General features: G+C 66.9%; 38 protein-coding genes. 25 read left to right on the top strand and 13 right to left on the bottom strand.

Annotated elements, in window-relative coordinates; genetic code table 11:
• Positions 1-6 precede the first annotated feature (6 nt).
• Genes ACE3T8_RS04480 through ACE3T8_RS04420 form a run of 13 tightly spaced genes read right to left on the bottom strand, consistent with a single transcriptional unit; the run spans position 7 to position 6,569 of the window.
• Positions 7-390, bottom strand: coding sequence for a hypothetical protein (locus ACE3T8_RS04480; protein WP_374607160.1), 384 nt, complete (start codon positions 388-390; stop codon positions 7-9).
• Entirely contained in the window at positions 374-775 is a 402-nt protein-coding gene (locus ACE3T8_RS04475; protein ID WP_374607158.1) for a hypothetical protein, read from the bottom strand. Before ACE3T8_RS04475 ends, ACE3T8_RS04480 begins: the two co-directional genes overlap by 17 nt.
• Entirely contained in the window at positions 775-1,008 is a 234-nt protein-coding gene (locus tag ACE3T8_RS04470; RefSeq protein ID WP_374607157.1) for a hypothetical protein, read from the bottom strand. Before ACE3T8_RS04470 ends, ACE3T8_RS04475 begins: the two co-directional genes overlap by 1 nt.
• Positions 1,008-1,265 carry a hypothetical protein gene (locus ACE3T8_RS04465; RefSeq protein ID WP_374607155.1) on the bottom strand — a complete coding sequence of 86 codons (258 nt, stop codon included), beginning with the start codon at positions 1,263-1,265 and terminating at the stop codon, positions 1,008-1,010. The genes ACE3T8_RS04470 and ACE3T8_RS04465 overlap by 1 nt, the downstream gene beginning before the upstream one ends.
• A complete protein-coding gene (locus ACE3T8_RS04460; RefSeq protein WP_374607153.1) occupies positions 1,262-1,465 on the bottom strand; it encodes a hypothetical protein in 204 nt (67 codons plus the stop codon). The genes ACE3T8_RS04465 and ACE3T8_RS04460 overlap by 4 nt, the downstream gene beginning before the upstream one ends.
• A gap of 1 nt (position 1,466) precedes the next feature.
• Positions 1,467-2,597: an ExeA family protein gene (locus ACE3T8_RS04455; RefSeq protein ID WP_374607152.1), complete on the bottom strand. Its 1,131-nt coding sequence runs from the start codon at positions 2,595-2,597 to the stop codon at positions 1,467-1,469.
• Positions 2,594-2,773, bottom strand: coding sequence for a hypothetical protein (locus ACE3T8_RS04450; RefSeq protein ID WP_374607150.1), 180 nt, complete (start codon positions 2,771-2,773; stop codon positions 2,594-2,596). The genes ACE3T8_RS04455 and ACE3T8_RS04450 overlap by 4 nt, the downstream gene beginning before the upstream one ends.
• A complete protein-coding gene (locus ACE3T8_RS04445; protein ID WP_374607149.1) occupies positions 2,770-4,581 on the bottom strand; it encodes a hypothetical protein in 1,812 nt (603 codons plus the stop codon). The genes ACE3T8_RS04450 and ACE3T8_RS04445 overlap by 4 nt, the downstream gene beginning before the upstream one ends.
• 1 nt (position 4,582) lies before the next feature.
• Positions 4,583-4,885 (bottom strand): hypothetical protein, encoded by a 303-nt coding sequence (locus ACE3T8_RS04440; RefSeq protein ID WP_374607148.1) that lies wholly within the window; start codon positions 4,883-4,885, stop codon positions 4,583-4,585.
• A 1-nt stretch (position 4,886) separates the two neighbouring features.
• Positions 4,887-5,828, bottom strand: coding sequence for a hypothetical protein (locus ACE3T8_RS04435; protein WP_374607146.1), 942 nt, complete (start codon positions 5,826-5,828; stop codon positions 4,887-4,889).
• 14 nt (positions 5,829-5,842) lie between these two features.
• A complete protein-coding gene (locus ACE3T8_RS04430; protein ID WP_374607145.1) occupies positions 5,843-6,136 on the bottom strand; it encodes a helix-turn-helix domain-containing protein in 294 nt (97 codons plus the stop codon).
• The gene (locus ACE3T8_RS04425; protein WP_374607143.1) at positions 6,133-6,321 is read right to left on the bottom strand and encodes a hypothetical protein; all 189 of its coding nucleotides are present in this window, start codon (positions 6,319-6,321) and stop codon (positions 6,133-6,135) included. Before ACE3T8_RS04425 ends, ACE3T8_RS04430 begins: the two co-directional genes overlap by 4 nt.
• Positions 6,318-6,569 carry a helix-turn-helix domain-containing protein gene (locus tag ACE3T8_RS04420; RefSeq protein ID WP_374607141.1) on the bottom strand — a complete coding sequence of 84 codons (252 nt, stop codon included), beginning with the start codon at positions 6,567-6,569 and terminating at the stop codon, positions 6,318-6,320. Before ACE3T8_RS04420 ends, ACE3T8_RS04425 begins: the two co-directional genes overlap by 4 nt.
• 62 nt (positions 6,570-6,631) lie before the next feature.
• Between ACE3T8_RS04420 and ACE3T8_RS04415 the strand changes: the two genes are divergently transcribed.
• From ACE3T8_RS04415 to ACE3T8_RS04295, 25 genes are all read left to right on the top strand, one after another.
• Positions 6,632-7,132 carry a helix-turn-helix transcriptional regulator gene (locus tag ACE3T8_RS04415; RefSeq protein ID WP_374607139.1) on the top strand — a complete coding sequence of 167 codons (501 nt, stop codon included), beginning with the start codon at positions 6,632-6,634 and terminating at the stop codon, positions 7,130-7,132.
• A complete protein-coding gene (locus ACE3T8_RS04410; RefSeq protein WP_374607138.1) occupies positions 7,129-7,563 on the top strand; it encodes a hypothetical protein in 435 nt (144 codons plus the stop codon). The genes ACE3T8_RS04415 and ACE3T8_RS04410 overlap by 4 nt, the downstream gene beginning before the upstream one ends.
• A gap of 178 nt (positions 7,564-7,741) precedes the next feature.
• A complete protein-coding gene (locus tag ACE3T8_RS04405; protein ID WP_374607137.1) occupies positions 7,742-8,116 on the top strand; it encodes a hypothetical protein in 375 nt (124 codons plus the stop codon).
• A gap of 354 nt (positions 8,117-8,470) precedes the next feature.
• Positions 8,471-8,806, top strand: coding sequence for a hypothetical protein (locus tag ACE3T8_RS04400; RefSeq protein ID WP_374607135.1), 336 nt, complete (start codon positions 8,471-8,473; stop codon positions 8,804-8,806).
• The gene (locus tag ACE3T8_RS04395; RefSeq protein ID WP_374607134.1) at positions 8,803-8,952 is read left to right on the top strand and encodes a hypothetical protein; all 150 of its coding nucleotides are present in this window, start codon (positions 8,803-8,805) and stop codon (positions 8,950-8,952) included. Before ACE3T8_RS04400 ends, ACE3T8_RS04395 begins: the two co-directional genes overlap by 4 nt.
• On the top strand, positions 8,949-9,614 hold the full coding sequence (locus tag ACE3T8_RS04390) for a transglycosylase SLT domain-containing protein (RefSeq protein ID WP_374607133.1): 666 nt from the start codon (positions 8,949-8,951) through the stop codon (positions 9,612-9,614). Before ACE3T8_RS04395 ends, ACE3T8_RS04390 begins: the two co-directional genes overlap by 4 nt.
• Entirely contained in the window at positions 9,614-9,826 is a 213-nt protein-coding gene (locus ACE3T8_RS04385) for a hypothetical protein (protein ID WP_374607131.1), read from the top strand. The genes ACE3T8_RS04390 and ACE3T8_RS04385 overlap by 1 nt, the downstream gene beginning before the upstream one ends.
• Positions 9,823-10,596 (top strand): hypothetical protein, encoded by a 774-nt coding sequence (locus ACE3T8_RS04380; protein WP_374607130.1) that lies wholly within the window; start codon positions 9,823-9,825, stop codon positions 10,594-10,596. Before ACE3T8_RS04385 ends, ACE3T8_RS04380 begins: the two co-directional genes overlap by 4 nt.
• Positions 10,593-10,904, top strand: coding sequence for a hypothetical protein (locus ACE3T8_RS04375; RefSeq protein WP_374607128.1), 312 nt, complete (start codon positions 10,593-10,595; stop codon positions 10,902-10,904). Before ACE3T8_RS04380 ends, ACE3T8_RS04375 begins: the two co-directional genes overlap by 4 nt.
• A gap of 1 nt (position 10,905) precedes the next feature.
• Positions 10,906-11,202 carry a hypothetical protein gene (locus tag ACE3T8_RS04370; protein WP_374607401.1) on the top strand — a complete coding sequence of 99 codons (297 nt, stop codon included), beginning with the start codon at positions 10,906-10,908 and terminating at the stop codon, positions 11,200-11,202.
• Between the two features lie 5 nt (positions 11,203-11,207).
• Positions 11,208-11,747: a DUF3486 family protein gene (locus ACE3T8_RS04365; protein WP_374607127.1), complete on the top strand. Its 540-nt coding sequence runs from the start codon at positions 11,208-11,210 to the stop codon at positions 11,745-11,747.
• Between the two features lies 1 nt (position 11,748).
• On the top strand, positions 11,749-13,191 hold the full coding sequence (locus tag ACE3T8_RS04360; protein ID WP_374607125.1) for a terminase large subunit domain-containing protein: 1,443 nt from the start codon (positions 11,749-11,751) through the stop codon (positions 13,189-13,191).
• Positions 13,188-14,717, top strand: coding sequence for a DUF935 domain-containing protein (locus ACE3T8_RS04355; RefSeq protein ID WP_374607124.1), 1,530 nt, complete (start codon positions 13,188-13,190; stop codon positions 14,715-14,717). The genes ACE3T8_RS04360 and ACE3T8_RS04355 overlap by 4 nt, the downstream gene beginning before the upstream one ends.
• A gap of 3 nt (positions 14,718-14,720) precedes the next feature.
• Entirely contained in the window at positions 14,721-15,983 is a 1,263-nt protein-coding gene (locus tag ACE3T8_RS04350) for a phage minor head protein (RefSeq protein WP_374607123.1), read from the top strand.
• Positions 15,984-15,986: 3 nt separating this feature from the next.
• Complete coding sequence (locus tag ACE3T8_RS04345) at positions 15,987-16,571, top strand: phage virion morphogenesis protein (protein WP_374607122.1); 585 nt, start codon at positions 15,987-15,989, stop codon at positions 16,569-16,571.
• A 214-nt stretch (positions 16,572-16,785) separates the two neighbouring features.
• Positions 16,786-17,931 carry a hypothetical protein gene (locus ACE3T8_RS04340; RefSeq protein WP_374607121.1) on the top strand — a complete coding sequence of 382 codons (1,146 nt, stop codon included), beginning with the start codon at positions 16,786-16,788 and terminating at the stop codon, positions 17,929-17,931.
• A gap of 119 nt (positions 17,932-18,050) precedes the next feature.
• Entirely contained in the window at positions 18,051-18,401 is a 351-nt protein-coding gene (locus ACE3T8_RS04335) for a capsid cement protein (protein WP_374607119.1), read from the top strand.
• Between the two features lie 77 nt (positions 18,402-18,478).
• Positions 18,479-19,435 carry a hypothetical protein gene (locus ACE3T8_RS04330; RefSeq protein ID WP_374607118.1) on the top strand — a complete coding sequence of 319 codons (957 nt, stop codon included), beginning with the start codon at positions 18,479-18,481 and terminating at the stop codon, positions 19,433-19,435.
• Between the two features lie 122 nt (positions 19,436-19,557).
• The gene (locus tag ACE3T8_RS04325; protein WP_374607116.1) at positions 19,558-19,944 is read left to right on the top strand and encodes a hypothetical protein; all 387 of its coding nucleotides are present in this window, start codon (positions 19,558-19,560) and stop codon (positions 19,942-19,944) included.
• Between the two features lie 21 nt (positions 19,945-19,965).
• Positions 19,966-20,493, top strand: a complete 528-nt coding sequence (locus ACE3T8_RS04320; protein ID WP_374607114.1) for a gp436 family protein — start codon at positions 19,966-19,968, stop codon at positions 20,491-20,493.
• On the top strand, positions 20,490-20,966 hold the full coding sequence (locus tag ACE3T8_RS04315) for a hypothetical protein (protein ID WP_374607113.1): 477 nt from the start codon (positions 20,490-20,492) through the stop codon (positions 20,964-20,966). The genes ACE3T8_RS04320 and ACE3T8_RS04315 overlap by 4 nt, the downstream gene beginning before the upstream one ends.
• A complete protein-coding gene (locus ACE3T8_RS04310; protein ID WP_374607111.1) occupies positions 20,963-21,172 on the top strand; it encodes a hypothetical protein in 210 nt (69 codons plus the stop codon). The genes ACE3T8_RS04315 and ACE3T8_RS04310 overlap by 4 nt, the downstream gene beginning before the upstream one ends.
• A 2-nt stretch (positions 21,173-21,174) precedes the next feature.
• Positions 21,175-21,924, top strand: a complete 750-nt coding sequence (locus ACE3T8_RS04305; RefSeq protein WP_374607109.1) for a hypothetical protein — start codon at positions 21,175-21,177, stop codon at positions 21,922-21,924.
• Positions 21,925-21,928: 4 nt separating this feature from the next.
• Entirely contained in the window at positions 21,929-22,468 is a 540-nt protein-coding gene (locus ACE3T8_RS04300) for a DUF6631 family protein (RefSeq protein WP_374607107.1), read from the top strand.
• On the top strand, positions 22,453-22,653 hold the full coding sequence (locus ACE3T8_RS04295; RefSeq protein ID WP_374607106.1) for a hypothetical protein: 201 nt from the start codon (positions 22,453-22,455) through the stop codon (positions 22,651-22,653). Before ACE3T8_RS04300 ends, ACE3T8_RS04295 begins: the two co-directional genes overlap by 16 nt.
• Positions 22,654-22,655: the final 2 nt, after the last annotated feature.

The following is a 22,655-nucleotide window of genomic DNA, read 5'->3' as shown; positions in this document are numbered from 1 at the left end:
CGCGGCTCAGTCACGGGGCACCGCCTGCAGGCGCGGCGCGAAGATTTCGCTGACAACCCGATCCGCGATCACCGCCCCACGCGCAAGCGCGAATGCGTGATTCACGCGGTTATCCATTTCCTCGCGCATCGTTTCCAGCTGGCAGCCCTGGAACGGTGCAGCGCGGATCACTTCGCGACCAGCGGCGGTTGGGCTGTGGCGCTTGATCACGCTCGCAACGCCTTCCGGCATGCGGTCGACGAACAGCGTCGGCTGGCGGCCGGTAGCGCTCACCGCGAACACGGTGATGCCCTGCTGTTCCAGGTTGCGGATCGTCTCGCGGGCGGTGGCCAGCGCGTCCGCGATCGCGCGCGTGCGCAGGACGTTGTGGGTATCAGTCGCCGTGTTCATCGGTGGTGTCCTCGGGTTTGGCGGCGGGAATCGGCAGGCCGAATTGGCCGTAGAGCTCGGGCGCGGCGATGCGCAACATCGCGGCAACACACTCAGAGGTGGTTTCAAGCCGGTGCACCAGGTGCACGCAGGTGCGTTGCAGATCGGCCGCGTTGGCGGCCTTGTGGTAGCCCTCGTCCGGCGTTGCGCAGAGCGGGTAGCCGGCGCGGCGCAGTTGCACCACCACCAGGCGCAGGCGGCGCTCGTCGTTGGCCGTTGCAGGGCGGCCCAGCACTTCGCTGGCCAGCTCGCGCACGCTCGCGCCGTTCACTGCACCGACGCGCTTTTCCAGCGCCTCGGTGACGGTTTCAGGTGTGATCTCGCGCGGGAGCAGGGCCAGTTGCATCAGTCAGGACTCCCGGTGGTGGGTGCCATCGCCGCGATCACCACGACGCGAAACACGTCGATGGCGGCGATGAAGTAGCCGGGCTTGAGTGCGTCCAGCGCGGCGTTCTGATCCGTGAAAAACATTGGCACCCCCCCCTCGCGCGCAATCGCGCCTGTGGGCGTGAGCAGCACGAATACACGCTCCGATGGCCAGTGGGTTTGCCCCACCGCAAGGCGCGGCTGCGCGGCCATCAGTCGTCGTCCTCGTCGTCGACGCCCACGTGCTGCTTGAGCGCATCGATCAGGCGGGAGGCTTCGGCCTTGTCCATGTTGCGCAGGGACAGGTCGACGGATTCACCGAACGCTGGCTCCGGCAGGCGCGCGGCCTTGAACACCGGGCGGTGCGAATAGCTGAAGCGGTCGATTGACAGCTCCGCGCGTTCAAGCAGCGTGCGGATGAAATCGCGCTGCGGCTGCGTGCAGCGCTCCGCGAAGGTGGAGGCGCTCATCGGCGGGCCTCGCACCAGGCACCTTCGCGCTGCACGCGCTGGTTGATGCCGATCAGCAGCGCCACGCAGATGCACCAGTTCAACAGCCAGACCAGCATGCTGGGCAGCGCGCCGGCGTACAGCTGCCGGCCCACCAGCACGCCAGACACCACCGCGACCAGCAGCAGGAAGGTCGACCACAGGATGGTTTGTGCGCGCATGTCAGCCTCCCTTGACCAGGTCGGCATTCACCAGCGGCACGCCCAGGTCGGCGGCGCGGTTCATGGCGGCCGCAAGCGCGTTGTGCACGGCCAGCGGGTACAGCAGGGAGACATCACCGCGCGGGCCTGCCAGGCGCGTGCGCAGTGCTTCCAGCGCCCCGCTGGCCAGCACCTTGTCCACCGGCATGCCGATGCGCTTGAAGCGGTGCGCCAGGTAGTCGCCCAGGTGCGGGCCCAGCGGCGGCAACGTGACGATCTCGATGCGCTGCACGACCTCGCGCACTTCCGGGTTGTGCTCGCTCAATTTGATGGCGAGTTCCGGCTGGCCGATCAGGATGATCGACAGCAGCGGGCGCAGCCCGTCCTTGAGTTCGCGGAAGCGCTTCAGGTGCTTGAGCGTGGCAAGCGGCAGGCTGTGCGCTTCCTCGATCACCAGCACGTGGCTCTGGCCGGCGCGGCTGCTGTTGCGCAGCGTCTCGTGCACCTGGCGGAAGCGCGCTTCCGGGCTGCTCTTGGTCTTGGCCTGCGGGTCGACCGTGGCCATGATCGCCTCGGCGATATGCTGCGCGCGCAGGGTCTTGCCGATGGTGTCGGAACCCTCCATGCCCAGCACGTAGGGTTCGATCACCAGCACCGACTGTTCCTCGCGCCGGATGCGGTCCTGCAGCTCCTCGCGCAGCGTGGACTTGCCCGCGCCGCTCTCGCCGATCACGGCCATGAAGCCGCCGTTGCGGGCCACCTGGTACATGGTCTCGCGCACGTAGCGGATGTCCTGGCTGAGGAACACGTCCTCCGCGGTGGTGGGATCGGCAAACGGATTGCCGGCCAGGTTGAAATGCCGCTTCGCTTGCGGCGTCAGGTTCACTTTGCGCAACAACATGGCCAGGGTCTCCTCGGGTTTGTCCTGGGGCGGTACGGCGATCGGGCGCTTCCAGTCGTCGGCGTTGGCAACGCCGTGCAAGCGCAGGTGCTTGGTGATGCAGGCCTCGACAGAGGCGCGGTCGTAGCGGCGCGGCAACGCGCCGTGGTTGATCAGGCCGCTCAGCGCGGGCCGGCTGATGCCGGCGGCGTCGGCTAGCGCTTCCTGCTTGATGCGCGCCGAGGCCATGATGGGTTTGAGCTGCAGGGTCATGCCGCACCGCCTTTGAGGCGGGCGAGAGCCGCGCGAATGCGCTTGTAGGCCTCGCGCTCTTTCGCGTTCCGAGGCGTCATGTGGGGCGGCGCAGAAGCGAGCAGCATGTCCGCGCCCCTGATCAATTCCGCCAGGTCGTTGCCGTACAGCTCCAGCAGGTCAACGGGCGGTTTCATGCCGCACCTCCCACGATCCGCAGGCCGCCGCGCTCAGGCGTGGCCAGCACTTCGGCCCAGGCTTCGACCTCATCGATCGGCAGGCCGTCGGGCCAGCGCTGCTCGGTGCGCGCGTACATGCTCCCGTCCCACTGCGCGCCTGCGCGTTCCACCAGCGGCTTGAGGCGCATCGCGGCTTCGACGTGGTTGAGCGCGGGCAGCTCGGCGCGGATGGGCTCCGGTGCAATCTGCCGCTCGGCAATCGCGGGCGCTTCCACCTGCGACTGCGTGCCTGCGCGCGGCAGCGCTTCCGGGATGGCGGCATTCACGTCGCGGATGTGCTTCATCGGGTCGATGGCACCGCCGAACGACACGCGCTTGGCTTTGCGTGCCGCCTTGGCGTCCTGGTCGGTGGCTACGTCCATCGCCAAGCGTTCCAGTGCCTTGTTGCGGGCGTCGGCGGGGCTTTCGGGCGCGCTCTTGAACTCGGTGCCGATTTCGGCCGCATAGGTGGGGAAGCCCCACGTCTCGTCCTTGTAGCTCTCGCGCGGTGCGATGAAGTGCGAGACGTTCCCGTCCGCGTCTTTCAGCAGCACGCGCACGCTCGCCTTGTCGGCATCCAGCGCGTTGCGCACAACCAGCACTTCCTGGCCATTGCCCAACCCGCCAGGGAATCCGCGGAGGTCGTAGGTCGCGCCGCCGTAGCGCACCATCCAGTTCCGCACCTTGCATTTCTGCGGGGTGCTGTTTGGGAGCTGCTTCAGCACCTCGATTTCCGGTGCCAGCACGAGCTGCTCAGGCGTGATGCGCAGCCAGCCGTCGCGGCGGGTCATGCCGTGGCGCGAGTGCGGTTGGGTCGCGTTGAACGCGCGCGCCCACTGCTGAGCCAGTGCATTGATTTCGGCGATGCTGGTCACGGGCGTCTGCAGCTTCAGCAACGCCTCGAAGTGCCGCTCCACCAGGTAGTGCGCGTTCTCGACCTGACCGGTCACGTTGGCCGCGCCCTGCGCATGCGGCAGGTGCTCAACGCCCAAGGCAGCCAGGAAGTTCTTCACCGGCGCTGCGATCATGCCGCTGCCAGGGTCGGTCATCAGGAAGCGCGGTACGCCGTGCATGGTGCCGCCGGTGCGGCGTGTCATGGCATGGATCAGGCTGGCAATGACATTCGCACCGCTTTCCGCGCCCTGCACGTAGAACACCTCGATGCAGCCGCTGCAGTGGTCGGTCACGCAGTAGCGCCAGATCCGACGCTCGGCGATCTTGGTGAAATTGCCCGGCTTGCCGCGGTAGTACACGGCCTTGTCCATCACCTCCGCGCTGCTGTCGGCCAGGTAGAACTGGCGGCTCACGGAGGCGTCGATCTGCCAGCACCAGTTGGGGTGCGGACTGGACAACCGCGTGGTCGGGCTCGGCGCTGTCATCACGTCCAGGCTGTAGCCGAATCCGCGGAGCGCCTTGCGGATCACGGACTCGCTGTAGGGCTTCCACTCGCCCGTGGCCTTGTCGATCCGCGCGGCTTCGATGTGGCCGTTGGCGCGCAGCGTATTCACCGCGTCCATCACGGTCATGGCACCCGTGCCGGTCTGGCGAGTGGTCTCGCGCACCATTGCCCAGATAAGTTCGGCCTCGCGCTCCGTCATCGCACAGCTGCCGGCATCGCTGCGCCGCTTGCGCGGACGCTTGGGCGCGACCTCGCCGATCCGCCGGTATGCGGTGCTGTAGCTCACGCCAAGTTCGCTGGCGAGCCGCAGCACAATCTCCGTCTTGGTGTTGTGCTCAGCGCGGTACCACTCGCCCGCTGCTTCAACGATGCGCGGATCGGCCGACATGTCAGTGCTCGTCCTTACGGAAACCACGGGCGGGGCGATCGGTGATGTCGTTGAGCCAGCCCTCGGCAAACATGTGGCCAAAGGTCTCCGCCAAGGTGTAACCCTGGCGCATCAGTGCTTCGAAACGCCCCGCAGTGTTCTTTCGCGCCAGAAGCACTTCCTCGTCGCAGTTGCTGATCAGCAAGCGCGCGTCTGGACTCTCCGGTTGCGATTCAACGGTCAGGAAGAACGCGCCATGCATCGCCCGCATACCCAGGGCAATGAATGCCTTCTCCATCTCCTCAAGGTCGGCGGCATCGGACATGTCAGGCGCCCCCCAACACCACCAGCGCGTTCTCGTGCGGCTGGTTGATGCCGCGCAGGCGCAGATCCATCACCAGGGCCAGCAGCATGTTGTCCAGCTCGACAGTGCGAGCGGACACGTCCTCGTCGAAGTCCAGGCCGTTATCAGCTGCGTATTCCAGGAACCGGGCTGCGCCCTGCGCCACATTGCGCAGCGCGGTGCGGGCCTCGGCAAACGCGGTTTCCAGTTCGGCCAGCATGTGGTCGGCCTTCTTGTCTGCCTTCATGCGCGGCAGCAGCGCGGCCTTGGCCTTGGCCTTGTCCAGGTCTTCGGTAAGCTTGGCCTGGCGTTCGGACAGCGAGTCGTACTCGGCGACCTTCTTCTCCAGCTGCCCGGCGAGCTTTTCGTTCTCGTTGCGCTGCCGGGAGATCAGTTCCTCGGCCAGGTCCAGGACGGCTTCCTTGTCGCCGGTTTTGGCCACTTCGGCCAGCGCGGTCTGGTCGTCGGCGGAGAGCTGACGGTACTGGCGCAGCTCGCGATAGCCGATGCCCATGCGGCCCATCGCTTCCAGCGCTTCGGAGCCAAGCGCCCGCAAGTTCCGGATGTCCTCATCCACTTGCTGGTGGGATCGACCGAGGAGGCCGCAAAACTCCGCCCAGGTTCCCGCCAATTGCTGACCGTCAGCACCCAACATGCCGGCCAAACCCTTGTAAATCCCCGATTCCTTGACGCTTGCGATCTTCGAGACTGCTGACACGTCAGCAAATTTCCCGAACGCTTGGGCCATCTGAGCCTGCCCAAGCAGTTGATTGATCAGGTCACGGTCGGCGCCGTAGGCCGCTTTGACTTCTGCGGCGGTCGCCAGCTGCTGGCTGCGCTCCGCCAGCGCCTCGCCGTCCATCACGTCGCCCTGCAGGGTGACCGGTGCCAGCGGCTTGGCACCGCGTGTTTCTTTCTTCGCCATCGTGATTCCTCGGGTTAGTTGGGGTTGCGGGTGAACCGCTGGTTGAATTCGTCCAGTTCGCGCTGCTCGCGCAGCACCTCCTGGGCATGCGCCGTGGCGACCTGCACCAGGCGCGGGGACAGGCGCCATGCCTTGTCGTCATGCGGGGATTTCTCGGCCAGGCCGTCTTCGGCCATGCGTTCGAGGTTGCGGAGCGCGGTGCTGGGGGACTCGCCGATGCCGTCGGCGATCTGCTGCAGGCGCAGGCCGCGGTAGCTGTGGCCGGCCAGGCCGAACAGCAGGCGGGCGGTGATGGATTGCTTGCTCATGCGCCGGCCCTCGCGGCAACGCGGGCCGACAGCGCGAAGGCCTCTGCAGAACGCTGGGCAGGACGATGCATGCCGTACCACCGGCGGCCAGGCTGCTGCTGCGTGGCTCGCGCGTCGGTCTCGCACTCGTGCGCCAGGTATTGGATGCGGCGCAGTTCAGCGCGAGTGGGCTTGAAGGTGCTCACGCGTGCGCCCTTGCGCGCGGCTTCACGCTGCCCTTGGGGCGCTGAAGGGACTTGCGCGCCGCACCCGGCCAGATGACCGAGACCGGCTTGCCGATGAGTTTGGAGATGCTGGCTTTGACGCGGGCTGATTCGGCGCGGCCGTGGATGACCGTGCTAACGGTCGCCTTCGACACATCCAGCGCGTCAGCCAGCATCGCCGGGGTAGTCCCCGCGATCCGCATCGCAGCCTTGATTTCTTCGGGGTGCATGCCTGTTACCCTCTCCGGTCTGATTTGTTAGCTGAGCCGTCGCGTGACGACTTGGGCTAATCATGTTCCCGAATGGGAACGCTGTCAATACCCGTTCGGGGACATTTTCAGTGGCAATTCCAGAGCACCACCGTCAGATGGGTGAGCGAATCCGCCAAGTGCGCGCGGATATGAGTCAGGTCGACTTCGCGAAGAGGCTGGGTATCGGGCGCACAACGCTCATCCGATACGAAGCAGGAGAAAGAACGCCTGACGCCGCCGCACTCGCGGCATGGGCGGGGCTCGGACTAGATGTCGATTACATCGTCACAGGCACTACAAAGAAGCTTCGTGGCCGTCTAAATGCGATCAAGGCCGCGACCGAGATGGCGGCATTGGTGACGGGTGACAAAGCGGAGTTCGGCAGGCTACAGACAGCCTTCTTCGAGACCCTCGTGTCTGCCTATGATGCGGATGAAGAGACGCAACAGCTGCTCGATGACTACCTGAGCTGCGCGCCGGAAGATCAAAGCCAGATACGTGGCCTCGCCGCGCGGCTCGCGCCGAATAAGGGGACGAAATGAATAAGCTGCTGTTCGTGATTCTCTTGATGCCGGGGCTCACCCACGCTGGGGATTCCGCCTCCGATTCGCCGGAGGCCCGCTTGATCACAGAGCTGCGCGCGGATGCTGCCAAGTGCTCAATTGATGGCCAGCTCGCGGCTCTCGAAGTGCCCGCGAATGCCAGCGCGAAGCGAATTCAACAAGCCGGCGAAGTGGGCCTGAAATGCGAGGCTGAAATGCGGGAAAAGGTTAAGCCCCTGTATCGGTCCACTCTTGAGCAAGCGCCAGATTCAAGGCCGCAGCTAACTGCGATGTATGCGAAGTGGCTCAACTACCTGCAGGCGCTGGGCAACCCCTTTGCTCAGGACGAGCACAGGCGTGCGGGTGAGGCGTTCGAGGCCGCTATTGCGGACCTGGGCGCGGAATTGGACGCGCGCCCGACCAGCCCATAGCCCCAATGGTTTGGTTCCTATACGCGCTTGCCACGGCAGCTTTCGTGGTCGGCATGGTTTACGCAATCCTCGGCGCGATGCCAGAGGCGGGTGGTTTCGTACTGTGCGCCTCGGCGTCACTGGTTGCCGGGTTGGTCTTGGATCGGCGACGCGGCTGGCGGTGACACCGGGCTAACCGATGACCGACACCCGCCGCTCAGTTGATGCCGAGACCGCCTTTGGCCTGTTCTTCGAACTTTTCCGCGCGATGCCCTGGCTGGTTAGCACCGGGCGCCCCGTCAGGATGGATGCGCATGCGGAGCCAGAAGCGGTCGCATTCCTGTTGGACCTTTCCGCGGGGAAAGTAGCGGGCTGGGGCGCTGCGAGTGAGGCGGCACAAGACACCGCCTCTGCATTGTTGGTGGACTTCATGGGCAAGCTGCGAATGCCTGGCTCCACCTTCAGCCGATCAACGTGGCAGGTCAATGAAGCGGCGGCACCGTCCCGCCAAGCGCTTGAGATAGTCGCGCAGCAGCTTCGTCGGGCGCATCCCCTGCAGACAAGGCCGAACTAAGCGCTTCGCGCGCGCGGTCCAGCTGCTCCACATTCAGGGCGTTAGCGGCGCTGAATGCCGCGTCCTGCGCCTTCCAGTCGAAAGCCTCGTTCTGACGCTGATCGGCCTCGAACGCCAAGCCCACCGCAATCGCGTGGGCCAACACACTCCGACGAATTCCCATAGCGGCGTTCCTGCTGGACAGGCGCGCACGGTTTCACGCGCGCGCGCGTAACGCTCGGAACGCGCGTTCCGAGACGCGCCCCGGTCACGCGAGGAAAGTCGCCCCGTCAACCGGTGCTAGACCCGGTTGGTCCTCGGACGGCGGCGGTCTCCTCGGGTCGCCGTCGTCCGATCTCTCAATCGGAGCGCGCCATGTTCGACGTCCAATTCCTCAAGCAGTACTTCCGCGGCGTGTTTGCCGCGGCGATCTCCAAGGACGGCTGGCTGGTGAAGCTCTGGCCGCTGTGGTCGCTGTGGTTGGTGTGCTTCGTGGTCGTGATGTTCGAAGCGCCGATCAAGGCGCTGCCCGCCGTGTTCGGCATGGGCAAGGTGCTGATGGGCGGCCTGCTGGGCATCGTCGTGCACTGGGGCATGCGCCAGATCCACCCCATGCCGCCGGAGCCTTCGGGCATCACCATCGGCACGGACTGGAAGGTCTGCGGCTGGATCATCTGCGCCTGCATCGTCGCCCTGGCGTTCGTGCCGTGAGCGAGCCGAAGCCAAGCGACCGCGCGAAGATCGTGAAGCAGGTCTGCGAAACCGTGATCGCGCTCGCCATCATCGGCGCGATGCTCTACAGCTGCACGCGCGATCGCGCGCCGGCGCCTGCGGCCGCATCGGTGGTGGCCTCGTGAAGCGCTGGCTGATCAATGCCAGCAGCTTTCTGCTGGGGCTGGTGCTGCTGGCGTTGTTCGTCGGCTGCCTGTTCCCTCAGACGGCACGAGCGCAAACGCGCATTCCGCAGGTGGCAGTGACCTATCGCCTGGCGATCGAGCGGGAGGCCACGCGCAACTACGGCATCCACGGCAGCGAATACGTCGCCATGCTGGCGGCGCAGGTGCACCAGGAAAGCGCCTGGCGCGCGACCGCGCAAAGTCCGTATGCGCAGGGCCTGACGCAGTTCACGCCCGCCACCGCCAAGTGGTTGCCCTCGGTGTGCCCGGCGGTGGGTGCGCCGGATGTGTGGGATCCGCAATGGGCGCTCCGCGCGCAGGCCTGTTACATGGCCTGGCTGCATGAGCGGGTGAAGCCCTACCGCCACGCCCGCGCCATGTCGGAGTGCTCGCGCCGGGCCTTCGCGCTGCGCGGCTACAACGGCGGCGAGGGCTGGCTCACCAAGGAACGCCTGGCCACGCAGCGCGCTGGCGGTGATGCCAACGACTGGCACGAGGTGGCCCGTGTGCGCCTTCGCGCCACCTGGGCGCACAAGGAAAACACCCACTACCCGCGGGTCATCATGCTCACGCTTGAGCCCGCCTACCTGAAAGCCGGCTGGTCCGGCAAGGCGGTGTGCTGATGTGGTTCTGGCCGTTGATGTTGTTGCTGGCCAGCATCGTCGCTGGCGTGATCGGTTGGGTGGTTCTGCTGGCGGGCGTGATGCAGCCGGCACCCTCCACCAAATTCCACCTGGACTGGACGCTGCTTTGCTGGCTGTTGCCGGCCGGTGCCATCGGTATCGTCGTTGCGGTCATCTGGCTGGTGGTGGTGTTCGTGCGGTGGGTCGCATGATCCGCGCCCGCTACGCCGCCGCGTCCGCAGCCGGGCTGTTGCCTGCCATCGGCATCGCGGTGCTGATCGCCATCGCGCTGAGCGCGGGGCTTTCGGGCTACGTCGTGCACCGCTGGAACAAGGGCACGGCCGCCATCGCCGAGGCCAAGCAACTCAAGATCGATCGCGAGGCCGACCGCAAGTTCATCGCGGAACTCAAGGACACCGCGCAGAAGCTACGCCAGCACGGCGTGGACCAGGCGCTGGCCTACCAACAGGCAAATGAGCGCATGGACGCCATTGCCGCACAGCTGGAGCAAGACCGTGAAGCCAACCGCCAGTTCGACACCCTGCAGCGACAGTCACTGGAAGCGCTGGTTGCTGCTCGCCCTGATCTGCGTGATGTGCGTCTTGGCGACGACTTCCTGCAGCACTGGAACCGGAGCAACCAGGGGCGAGACGCCGAAGGTCAACGCGCCCCCGCCGCCGCCCCCGCCGAACGTCCAGCCAAGCCTGCGCGCACCGTGCCCCGCGCTGCCACCGGCAACCAGCAGCGCCCCGCTGGCGCTGCTGGCCAACCACGACCAGGTGACCGCGCTGTATCGCGATTGCCGGACCGGCAAGGCTTCACTCACCGCGGCGATGGACGAGTGGCAGGCCACGGCCTGGGGCTGGTATTGCAGCGCGGTCAAGGACATGGGGCTCAAAGCGGAGAAGTGCCCGCAACAGGTGCCCTGAAAGCGGCGGCTGTGGCGCGTCTCAGTCCCAGCGACGTGGGCGGTGGAGCATGAAGATCGAGTTCGAGCTTTGGCAGCTCATCACCCTGGCGCTCACCCTGGCCGCGGCCTTCACCGCGCTGGGCAAGCTGTTGCTCTGGCAACACGCCCGTCACGTCGACGGCGCACTGGAGCAAATCCGCGGTGACAGCCAGCGCTGGCGCGACCTCGAGCGCGACTTCCTGCGGCACCTGGCGGACCTGCCGGTGCATTACGTCAGGCGCGAAGACTGGGTGCGTGGCCAGACCGTCATCGAGGCGAAGCTGGACGCCATTGCCAGCGAAGTCAAAGTGGTTCAGATCCAGGGGGCATCACGTGATTGATATGGAGAAGCAGCGCCGCGAGCAGTTGCGGTGGATCCTGCTGTTGGCGCTCAACCATGCGCGGCCCTACGGGGCGGTGGAGGTCGTGCTGTGTGGCACGGCGCAGGGCGTCTACCCGGATGTGACCGCCCTGGAGGTTCGCCGCGAACTGAGCTACCTGGAGGACCGCAAGCTGATCGAGATCGAGCGGTCGCCGTCCGGCCCCTGGCGTGCCGAGCTGGAGCGCTACGGCGTGGACATGGTCGAGTACAACATCGATTGCCTGCCGGGCATCGCCCGGCCGCCGAAGTACTGGTAAGCGCCATGCCGCCGCCGAGCAAGATCGACACGCTGGACGAGGAGACCCGCCGCGAGCTGGAAGCCAAGATCGTCGCCAACGGTTTCGGCGGCTACGTGTCGCTGGCCGCCTGGCTGGCGGGCAAGGGCTACACCATCGGCAAGTCGGCCGTTGGTGTGTATGGCAAGAGCCTGGAACGCCGCCTGGCCGCCATCAAGACCAGCACCGAAGCCGCCCGCCTGATCACCGCCGCCGCGCCTGACGACGCCGACGATCGCAGCAACGCGATCATCAGCCTGGTGCAGACGGAGATCTTCGAGAGCTTGCTCGCCCTGCAGGAGGCGGAGGAAGAAACCGACCCCGCGGCCAAGATCGATTTGCTGGGCAAGGCCGCCAAGAACATCGCAACGCTCACCCGCGCCAGCGTGACGCGGAACAAGTGGGCGCAGGAAGTGCGCGGCAAGCTGGAATCGGCCCGCGAGGAAGTGCGCAAGCTCGCCACCGGCGCCGGCGTCTCCGAAGAAACGATGGCGGCCATCGATCGCCGGCTGCAGGGCGTGGTGTGAGATGGGCAACGCCCGCTGCATCCCTGCAGACCCGAATGCGGTCTTCCTGCCGTTCCAGTCGCGCTGGATCAACGACAACAGCCGGCTGAAGCTGGGCGAGAAGTCGCGCCAGATCGGCTGGTCGTGGACCAGTGCCTATGCCTGCGTGCGCCGCACCAGCCTGCAGGGCGCGAAGAACGACCAGTGGGTCAGCAGCCGAGATGATCTGCAGGCGCGCTTGTTCGTCGAGGACTGCAAGCTCTTTGCCGACGTGGTGCACATGGCCGCCGAGGACCTGGGCGAACAGGTCATCGACAAGGAACAGCGCCAGACGGCCTACGTCCTGCAGTTCGCCAACGGCCGACGCATCCACAGCATGTCCAGCAACCCCGATGCGCAGGCGGGCAAGCGCGGCGGCCGCGTGCTGGACGAATTCGCGCTGCACCCGGATCCGCGCAAGCTGTGGTCCATCGCCTATCCCGGCATCACCTGGGGCGGCGCGCTGGAGCTGATCAGCACCCACCGCGGCAGCCACAACTTCTTCAACCAGCTGGTGCGGGAGATCAAGGAAAACGGCAACCCGAAGAGGATCAGTCTGCACACCGTCACGCTGCAGGACGCGCTGGACCAAGGGCTGCTCTACAAGCTCCAGCAGAAGCTGCCGGCCGACGACGAGCGCCAGGACATGGACGAGGCCGCGTACTTCGACTTCGTGCGCTCCGGCTGCGCGGATGAGGAATCGTTCCAGCAGGAATACATGTGCCGCCCCGCCGACGACGACGTGGCCTTCCTGGAATACGACCTGATCGCCAGCTGCGAGTACGGCGGCGGCGTGGACTGGCAGGCGTTGGAAGGCCGCGACCTGTACATGGGCGTGGACATCGGCCGCAAGCACGACCGCACCGTGCTGTGGGTGCTGGAGCGCCTGGGCGACGTGCTGTACACGCGCCACGTGGAAGCGCTGCACAACATGCCCAAGCACGAGCAGGAGCGGATCATCTGGCCGTGGATCCAGCGCTGCCGGCGCACCGCGCAGGACTACACCGGCCTGGGCATCGGCTGGGGCGATGACGCCGTGCGCCGCTTCGGCGAAAGCCGCATCGAGCTGGTCACGTTCACGCCCAAGGTCAAGGAGGCGATGGCCTATCCGGTGCGCAGCAAGATGCAGGACCGCACCTTGCGTATCCCGTACCAGCCGGCGATCCGCGCGGATCTGCGCAGCGTGACCAAGCAGACCACTGCCGCCGGCAACATCCGATTCACTGCGGAGCGCACGCCGGACGGCCACGCCGACCATTTCTGGGCGCTGGCGCTGGCGGTGGAAGCCGCCAGTACGCCGGCCGCGCCGATCGAGTTCCAGTCCACCGGTCGCCGGGCAATGGCCAGCGGCGCGCTGGGCGACTTCAACAACGACGGCTTCGGTGGAGTCGGTGGTGGCAATGATTTCGAGGGCTACATTCCGTGAGCAATGAACTGACCACCAAGGCGCCCGAACTCAACCGGGAGATCGCCACCACGCGCGACGGCGTCGACATCACCCGCGGCTTCACCGGCCCGCTGATGCAGCCGTTCGACAGCGTGCTGCGCAACCGCGGCGGCGACCTGATCATCTACGAGCAGGTGATGTCCGACAGCGAGGTCAAGGCGACCTTCAACCAGCGCCAGTCGGCGGTGGTGAAGTGCGAATGGCGCGTCGACGCCGGCGGCGATACCCCGCGCGACATCGAGGCGGCCGAGTGGCTGCAGAAGCAGCTGCAGAAGCTCAATTGGGACAACGTGACCCAGAAGATGCTGTTCGGTGTGTTCTACGGCTATGCCGTGGCCGAGCTGGTCTACCAGGTCGACGAGGGCAAGATCGGCATCAAGGCGATCAAGGTCCGCAACCGCCGCCGCTTCCGCTACGGCAAGGACGGCGATCTGCGCATGCTCACCATGTCCAGCATGTTCGAGGGCGTGCCTTGCGAGCGGCCGTACTTCTGGGACTTCTGCTGCGGCGCCGACCACGACGACGAACCCTATGGCCTTGGCTTGGCGCACTGGCTGTATTGGCCGGTGCTGTTCAAGCGCACCGGCATCAAGTTCTGGCTGGTGTTCCTGGAAAAATTCGGGATGCCCACCGGCGTGGGCAAATACGGTGCGGACGCCACCGCCGCGGAGAAGCAAGCCCTGCTGGCCGCGACCCGCGCATTGCACCAGGACAGCGGCGTCATCATCCCGACCGGCATGGAGCTCGACCTGATCGAGGCCGCGCGCAGCGGCACGGCGGACTACAAGACCCTGCACGACGTGATGAACGCCGCCATCCAGAAGGCGACGCTGGGCCAGACCGCGACCACGCAGGGCACGCCCGGCAAGCTGGGCAACGAAGACGAACAGGGCGAGGTCAAGGACGACATCATCAAGGCGGATTCCGACCTGGTGAACGAGAGCTTCAATCGCCAGGTGGTGCCGCAGCTGATGGCGTGGAACTTCCCCGATGCCGCGCTGCCGCGCGTGTGGCGCGTGGTCGAGGAAGAAGAAGACCTGACCGCCAGCGCGGAACGCGACAAGACCATCAGTGAGATGGGCTTCAAGCCGAAGCTGGCCTACATCGAAGAAAAGTACGGCGGCCAGTGGGAAGAAAAGCAGGCACCGCCTGCGCTGGGCCCGCTGCAGGCCGGCACGCCGAGCGCGATCGCCGGCGCGGAGTTCGCCGAGGTCGGCCGCGCTGCGGTGCAGTTGCTGGCGCGTCATGGCGTGCAGTTCGCGCAAGGCCGCGCCGATGCCACCGGCAAGATCGCGGCCCAGCTCGATGCCAAGCTCAAGCCCGCCGGCGATGCCTGGGTGACCAAGGTGCGCGCCGCGGTCGATGGCGCGGCCGACTTCGCCGAGCTGGAACAGCGGTTGCTGGCGCTCGCGCCGGACATGGGCCTGGACGACTACGCCACCACGTTCGCCCAGGCGATGACCGTGGCGCACCTGACCGGCCGCTACGACCTGATCCGGGACTGAGCCGTGGCCAAGGTCGCGCCCGGCTCGTTGCCGTTCCAGCAGCAGATCGCGTTCCTGCGCAACAAGCGCAACGTCCTGACCGAAAGCTGGGTCGACGTGTGGGGGTCGCAGCACGACAACGCCTTCATGGTCGCCGGCGCCAACCGCATCGAGCTGGTCGCCGACTTCCGCGATGCGGTGCGCGGCGCGGTGGAAGACGGCGAGACGCTGGAGGCGTTCCGCAAGCGCTTCGACACCATCGTGGCCAAGCATGGCTGGGACTACACGGGCGGGCGCAACTGGCGCAGCCGCGTGATCTACGAGACCAACCTGCGGCAGTCCTACAACGCCGGGCGGTGGCACCAGGAGCAGGCGCTCAAGAAGGTCATGCCGTGGAAGCAGTACAAGCACAGCGACGCGGTGATGCACCCACGCCCAGTGCATCAGAGCTGGGACGGCATGGTCCTGCATATCGACGATCCGGCATGGAAGGTCATCCACCCCATGAACGGCTGGGGCTGCCAGTGCTACACCCAGCTCCTCAGCGATCGCGACATGAAGCGACTGGGCAAGACCGGCGCGGATCCGTCGCCCGACCTGAAGTGGGTTGACGTGATGGTGGGGCAGCGCAGCGCCAGCGGCCCGCGCCTGGTGCGCACGGTCGAGGGCATCGACCCCGGCTTCGCCTATGCGCCGGGCAGCAGCCTGGACTCGTGGCCACCGGCGCGCGGCAAGGCACCGCGCACACCGCCGGCGATGCAGCGCACGCTGGAGCAGTCCGCGCAGGATGCATTGCGCAAGAGCACGCGTCTGCCGGCCGCGCCGGCCGAGTCCATGCTGCGGGAAGTGTTCGCGCTGAAGCGCGCGCAGGACGCGCTGCAGGCCGGCTACGCGGAGTTCCAGGCGAATGCGATCGCGGGCACCGCCCAGGCGTCGCAGTACATGGTCGGCATGTTCGACGACGTGCTGCTGCGCGCGATGGGCGGCCGCGGCATCACCCCTGCCACCGCCGCGATCGCGGTGCGTGAGGCCGAGGTCCTGCAGATGCTGGCCAGCGGGCCGACGCCGGCGTTGCTCGCCCAGCTGCCCTCGTACCTGCGTGCGCCGCTTGCGGTGCTATGGGACGCGCAGCGCGGCGAGCTGCTCTACCTGGGCACCGACGGCGCGCTGCTGGTGGTGACGCGTGTGGGCGTGACCGGCGCGCTGCCCGAGGTGCGCGGTGCGTCGGTGATCGACAACGTGGCAACGCTGGAGCGGTTCCCTTTACTTCGCGGCAGCCTGGAGTAAACGATGGCCGGTGCACGCGTCGAGATCACCAAGGACACCGCCAGTCCGGCGCTCAAGCGCGCGATCCTGAAACTGCAGGGCGACGGGCGTGCGTTGATGCTGGGGCAGATCGGCGAGACGCTGATGCGCAGCACGCGCGACCGCGGTGCCAGGCAGATCGATCCGGACGGCAACAAGTGGCGGCCGCTCTCGCCGGGATACAAGCGCTGGAAGGACAAGAAGCGCCCGGGTGTGCCGATCCTGAAGTTCGACTTCCACATGCTGGGCGACCAGCTGAGTTACCAGGTCGATCCCGATGGTCTGCTGCTGGGTACCAATGCGCCCTACGGCGCGCGCCACCAGTTCGGTGGCACCAGCACGCACGCGGCGCACTCACGCAAGCTGGCGTTCGGCAAGAACCGCCCCAACGGCATGAAGGTGTTCGCCAGGGCCGGCAGCGCGAGCGTCGACCACGAGAAGTGGGCCACGGTGAAGCAGTACACCGTGACCCTGCCGGCGCGCCCGTGGCTGGGTGTGTCGCAGGACGACGAGAAGGCGCTGCTCGACATCGCGGCCGACCACCTCGGCGATGCATTCGAGGGCAATTGAACGTGCGGCGATCTAAGGCCCCTGTGGGCCTCACCCGCGGCGACGACACCTCCAGCGGGGCCGGATCGTGTCTGACACGCGTCTGACGCGGTCCATGCCCCGGAATCGGCCCGAGGTTCGGCGACGGTCGCGGTGATTCTCTCGCGCGCGGGCGCGTGGCAGTCGGAACGCCGGTTCCGAGACAGGTGATGGGCACGTGACCAAAGTGCGGGCCATGAACAAGCCCGCCGCCGCTCTGCACATCTTCCGCGCTGGTAAGCACGTCGCCGCTGACGGCAATTCGTACAGCTTCAGCGAAGCCGACGTGGCCGACCTTGCCGCCAGCTACGACCCGCAGCTCTCGCGTGCGCCGCTCGTTGTCGGCCACCCCAAGACCGACGATCCCGCCTACGGCTGGACCGGCGCGCTGCGTTTCGACGCCGGCAACCTCTACGCCGAGCCCACTGCGGTGGAGCCGCAGTTCGCGGAGATGGTCAACGCCCAGCGCTTCTCGACCATCAGCGCATCGATCTACCTGCCGGACACGCCGGGCAATCCGAAGCCTGGCCATCACTACCTGCGCCACGTCGGCTTCCTTGGCGCACAAGCGCCGGGCGTGAAAGGCCTGCAGCGACCGGAATTTGCGGAGGGCGACGGCGCGATCGAATTTTCGATGCCGATCGGCCGCCGCGTGAACAGCCTGGGTTACTACATGAAGCGGCTGTTCCAAGGCCTGCGCGACAAGACCATCGAGACCGATGGCGCGGAGAAGGCCGAGCAGCTGATCCCGCAATGGTGCATCGACGGCATCGCCGAGGCCGCGGCCGACGACGACTCACTGGCTGCCGCGTTCGCGGCGGCCGACAACTCCCTGGAGATCCCGATGGACCCGAAGAACACCGCCGAATTCGCCGAGCAGCAGCGCCAGCTCGACACCCGCGCCACCGAGATCGAGCAGCGCGAGAAGGCGCTCAAGGATCGCGAGGATGCCGCGCGCCGTGCCGATGCCACCGAGTTCGCCGAAGGCCTGGTGCAGGCCGGCAAGGTGCTGCCACGCCAGAAGGCCGGCGTTGCCGAGCTGCTGCTGGCGTTCCCGGTCGGCACCACGCTCAACTTCTCCGAGGGCGAAGGCCAGGCAGCCGCCGACCACGACGCACCGCAACTGCTGCGCACTTTCCTCAACGATCTGCCCAAGCGCGTCGACTTCGCCGAGAAGTCTGGCGGCCACATCGACGGCACCGTGCAGACGGCGGACTTCGCGCTGCCGGAAGGCACCGCAGCCGACGCCGGCCGCATGGAGCTGCACAGCAAGGCCATCGCGTACCAGCGCCAGCACCCGGGCACCGAGTACATGGCCGCGGTGAAAGCCGTCGGCGGCTGACAGGTTCGGTTGCACCCGTAGGTCGATATGCCGGGTAAGGCGCCAAAGGCGCGGTGACCGGCCAACTGATTCAACGCACCACCAGTCCCATTACACACCCGCGCCAGGAGCGAACGACCATGACCCAGAAGACTTCCATCCTCACCCTCGCGGTCTTTGCGGCCGTCGCGCTTGCCGCGGAACGCGTTGTCGGCCGCGACGGCAACTACGCCACTGCCGATGGCAATTCGTTCGGCGTGACCAACACCTCCGGCGAGATCGGCGACCGCGTCCCGGTCGATGTGCTCGGCACCACCATCGCCACCGCAGGCGGCGCCTTCGACGACGGCGATTACCTGGAAGTCGGCGCCAACGGAAAGCTGGTCGTGCACAGCACGGGCATCGCCGTTGCGCAGGCCCTGCAGGCCGCCACCGCCGACGGCGACCGCGTCGAGGTGCTGCTGATCCCGAACGCACCGGCCGGCGCGTAAGCGCTCCACCCCTGAGCTTCACCGCGTTCTGACCGCGGCAGTCGCCGCACCAACTCAACTTCACAGCGAGAAATCACATGACTCAGATGACTCCCGGTCAGGCGCGCATCGTCGATCCGGTCCTGACTACCCACGCCATCGGGTACGTCCGCCCTGGCAACATCGGCAGCGCGCTGTTCCCGCGCGTCGAAGTGCCCACCCGCGCCGGCAAGGTGATGGCCTTCGGCAAGGAAGGCTTCCGCCGCTACAACACCAAGCGCGCGCCGGGCGAATCCACCAAGCGTGTCCAGTTCGGCTACGAGGCCGGCAACTACGCCATCGTCGATGCCGCGCTGGAAGCGGTGGTGCCGGACGAGGTTGGCCAGGAAGCGGCTGCCGGTCCTGGCATCGACATGTCGATGGATTCCGTCGACCTGGTGCTGGACGTGTTCGAGATCGAGCACGAATGCGAGTGCGCCGATATCGCCCGCAACGCGAGCAACTACGACAGCGACCACAAGGTGGCCCTGGTCGGTGCGGCTCGCTGGCGCGGTGCCAACGGCGACCCGACCGCCGTGATCGAGGTGGGCAAGGAAGCCATCCGCGCGACCATCGGCGTGCGCCCGAACACCGCCGCGATCTCCGCGTCCGCGTTCGCCGCGCTCAAGGCCAACACCAAGATGCAGGCGCACGTGCAGAACCTGCAGAAGGACACCCTCACCGTCGAGATGCTCAAGGCGTTGTGGGAGATCCCGAACATCGTCATCGGCGAGGCAGTGGTGGCCGAAGGCGCGGACGATGACCTGGGCGATATCTGGGGCCACGACGTGATCCTGGCCTACGTGGCACCGCCGAGCGGCAGCAACCGCCGCAGCGCCGCGCGCCCGAGCTACGGCTACACGTACAGCCTGCGTGGCCAGCCCAACGTGCGCCAGGCGTATCGCGACGAGAACCGCCAGTCGTGGATCCACCCGGTCAACAACAACCGCACGCCGCAGCTCACCGGCATGGTCGCCGGCTACCTGATCCAGGACGCCGGCGCGGCCCCGGCCTGATCGAACTCCTCGTGGGGCGAGTGACCAAAGGCGATGGCCTGGTCTAGCGGACGTCGGTGAATCCAGACGTGACAGCCGGAGAGACGGCCCCGCTTTTCCGCATACCCACCGAGGAACCGAACATGGCCAAGGCCACCGCGAACTCCAAAGCGAGCAAGTCTGCCGCCAAGCCCGCCGCGAAGCATGCGGCGAAGAAGGCAGCGCGCACCGTCGTGCGCAGCGCCAGCGCCGTGCAGGCGCAGATCCAGTCCGCGCCGGAAACCTCGCTCTACCAGGTGTTGCAGCCGTTCTGGTTGAACGGTGCCACCGTCAAGCCGACCGGCCCCGATGGCGCGCCTGTGTGGATCGAGATGAGCGCCGCCGAGGCGCGCGAATACCAGGAAGCCGGCGTGCTGGGCGACGAGCCCGCCGAGGTTCCCGACACCCATGCCGACGACGATGAAGTTGCGGACCAGACCGGCGGCGGCAATGGTGCCGCCGCCGGCAGCAACCCGTCGATCGCGCAGTAAGCCGTAGGCCACCACGCGACCATGTACTGCACGCCCACCCTTCTCGCCGACGCCAAGCTCACCCGTGAGCTGGCGCAGGCGGCCACGCCGGAACGCATGCCCATCCCCTCGGATGAGGCGATGGATGCGGTCCTGCGCGGCACCAGCACGGTGGGCATGGACGCGGACGAGATCGAAGCGGCCGAAGCGGCGCTGGTGGTGGTCAACAACGCCCTGCAGGCGGCCAGCGAACTGATCGACGGTTACCTGGTCATGCGCAAGCCCACGCCGTACACCGTGCCGCTCAGCCCGGTGCCCGGCATCGTGGTGACCTGGTGCCGCTGGATCGCGCGCTACCTGCTGCACAAGGACCGCGTCAACACGCAGGAAGCCACCGACCCGGTGGTGCGCGACTACAAGGAGGCGCTGCGCTTCCTGGCGATGCTGCGCGATGGCGAGTTCAGCCTGGGCGCGGATGACCCGCTGCCCGCGCCGAGCAGCGGCATGCCGCAGCACTGTGGCCCCGCGCGCGTGTTCACCACCGACACGCTCAAGGACTTCGGGCTGTGAGCGCCAAGCCCTTCGACGTTGGCCCGGTGATTACCAGGCTGCGCGAGCGCGCGATCAAGACCGGCGGGCTGCGCCAGGTGGAAGGCCGCGGCGCATATGCGCAGCTCAAGAGCATCAACGATTTCCCCGTGCCCTGCGCCTACGTGATGTTGGCCACCGAGCGCGGGATGCAGACCAAGACCGGCGTGAGCATGCCGGGCCAGCAGCACAAGTTGTCGCAGCAGATGTTCGTCGGCATCGGCGTGGTGCTGGCGTTCCGCAACCACCGCGGGCTGGAAAGCGACGAGCTGCGCGACGAGCTGCGCGACCAGGTCGGTGCCGTTCGCAACCACCTGCTGGGCTGGACACCGCCCGGCGCAGGCGCGCAGCTGCAGCTCGAAGGCGGCGACCTGGAGGACTACAGCGCGGGCGTCGCCGTGTGGGCCGACCGCTATCTCACCCACCACTTCATCACACCGGAGATCACCCCGTGAGCAAGGAACAGAACGCCGAGCCGACCACCGCGCAGCGCACCAAGGTGACGCTGCTCAAGGACGGCCACACCCACGACGGTCGCGAGCGCAAGCAGGGCGACGAGATCGAGGTCACCGCCAGGCAGCGGGAGTTCCTGCAGAAGCGGGAATTCATCGCCGCTGACGCCACCGCGGCCACCACGGCCAAGACCAAGAAGGACGCCTGATCATGGATCGCGCCGAATATTTCTCAATGCAGGGCCGCGTCTTCATCGGCCCGCGCAATCCCAACGGCAGCCGTGGCCTGGCGCGCTGGGTGTTCGACTCCAGCCTGCTGGAAACCGCGCAGAAGGTTGAACGCGAGGAGAAGCAGGAAAGCTGGAGCGGCCAGCGCACGGTCGCCGCCACCATGAACACCAAGAAGGGCATGACCGGCAACCTGACGCTGGGCCAGCTCTGCACCGACAACGCCGCCCTGGCGCTGGACGGCGAGCGCGTGGAGGTGGTGTCCGGCAGCGTCACCGGCGAACCGATCGGCGATGTGGCCGCCGGCGATGTGTGGCCGCTGGCGTATGCCGCGGTCAGCGACCTCGCGATGGAGACCGGCGCCGCCGTGGCCTTGATCGAGGACACCGACTACACGGTGGACGAAACGCTCGGTGTGGTCACCTTCCTGACCACCAAGACCGGTGTCACTGCCGACTACGACTACGCCGCGCAGAGCCTGGTGACCGCGTTCACCAGCGACAACCAGGACTACTACATCCTGTTTGCGGGCCTGAACACCGTGGACGGCACCAGCACCAAGTGCCGCGGCGAGCTCTACAACCTGACGATGAATCCGGCCGAGAACTTCGGCTACATCCAGGCGAGCTTCGGCGACCTGGCGCTCAGCTTCATCGCCAAGATGGACCCGGTGCGCCAGATCGACCCGAAGTTCGGGCCGTTCGGTCGGTTGATCCTGATCCAGGAAGGCTGATCCGATGCCGCAGCAGCCCCGCAAGCGCAACAACCCGAAGTCGCCTGCCGCGAAACCGCGGCAGGCGGCGGCTGCCAGCGAGCTGGCGGTGCTGCACCCGAACGGCGTCATCACGATCAAGGACCGCACGGTCACCGTTCGGGAGTACGGCTGGGTCGAGGGTATGCGCGTGCAAAGCGCTTGCAAGGAATTCTTGCAAGCGATGTACGCGGTGTTCGGCCAGGGCAACGGCGGCCCGCCGCCGGCGCATGTGGTGCAGGCCACCTTCATCGAGCACGGCCTGACCCTGCAATGGCTGATTGCCTGGGCGATCACGCCCGCCGCCGATGCCGACAACGCGCACCAGTTCGTCGAGGCCCAGGTCAAGAACGCGCAGTGGGTCGGCGCGCTCAACGATGTGGAAGGCGCGGCATTGATGGCCGCGTGGTGGTCGGTCAACGGCCCTTTTTTTATCCGCCGGTTCCAGGAAATGCGGCTGGCGGAGCTGGGTCCGCCGCCGGCAAGCGAGTGGCCGTCAACTGGGCTCGGGTGTACGCCACGCTGATCGCCGCCGGCTACGGCAAAACGCCGGACGACATCGGCCGCTACACCCAGCGCCAGCTGCACCTGTTCTACCGCGAAGAAGAAGCCCGTGAGCGACGCAAGCGCCGAGGACGCTTGCACGACAACAACGCCGCCTTTGTGGGCGGTTCGGCCGCCAAGAAGCAGGCCAAAGCACTGGAGGATTGACC

The sequence above is a fragment of the Thermomonas sp. genome, from assembly GCF_041919455.1.
In the GTDB taxonomy this organism is placed as follows: Bacteria; Pseudomonadota; Gammaproteobacteria; order Xanthomonadales; family Xanthomonadaceae; genus Thermomonas.
Note: the sequence above shows the minus strand (reverse complement) of the source record. Positions and strands in the feature narration are given on the sequence as shown.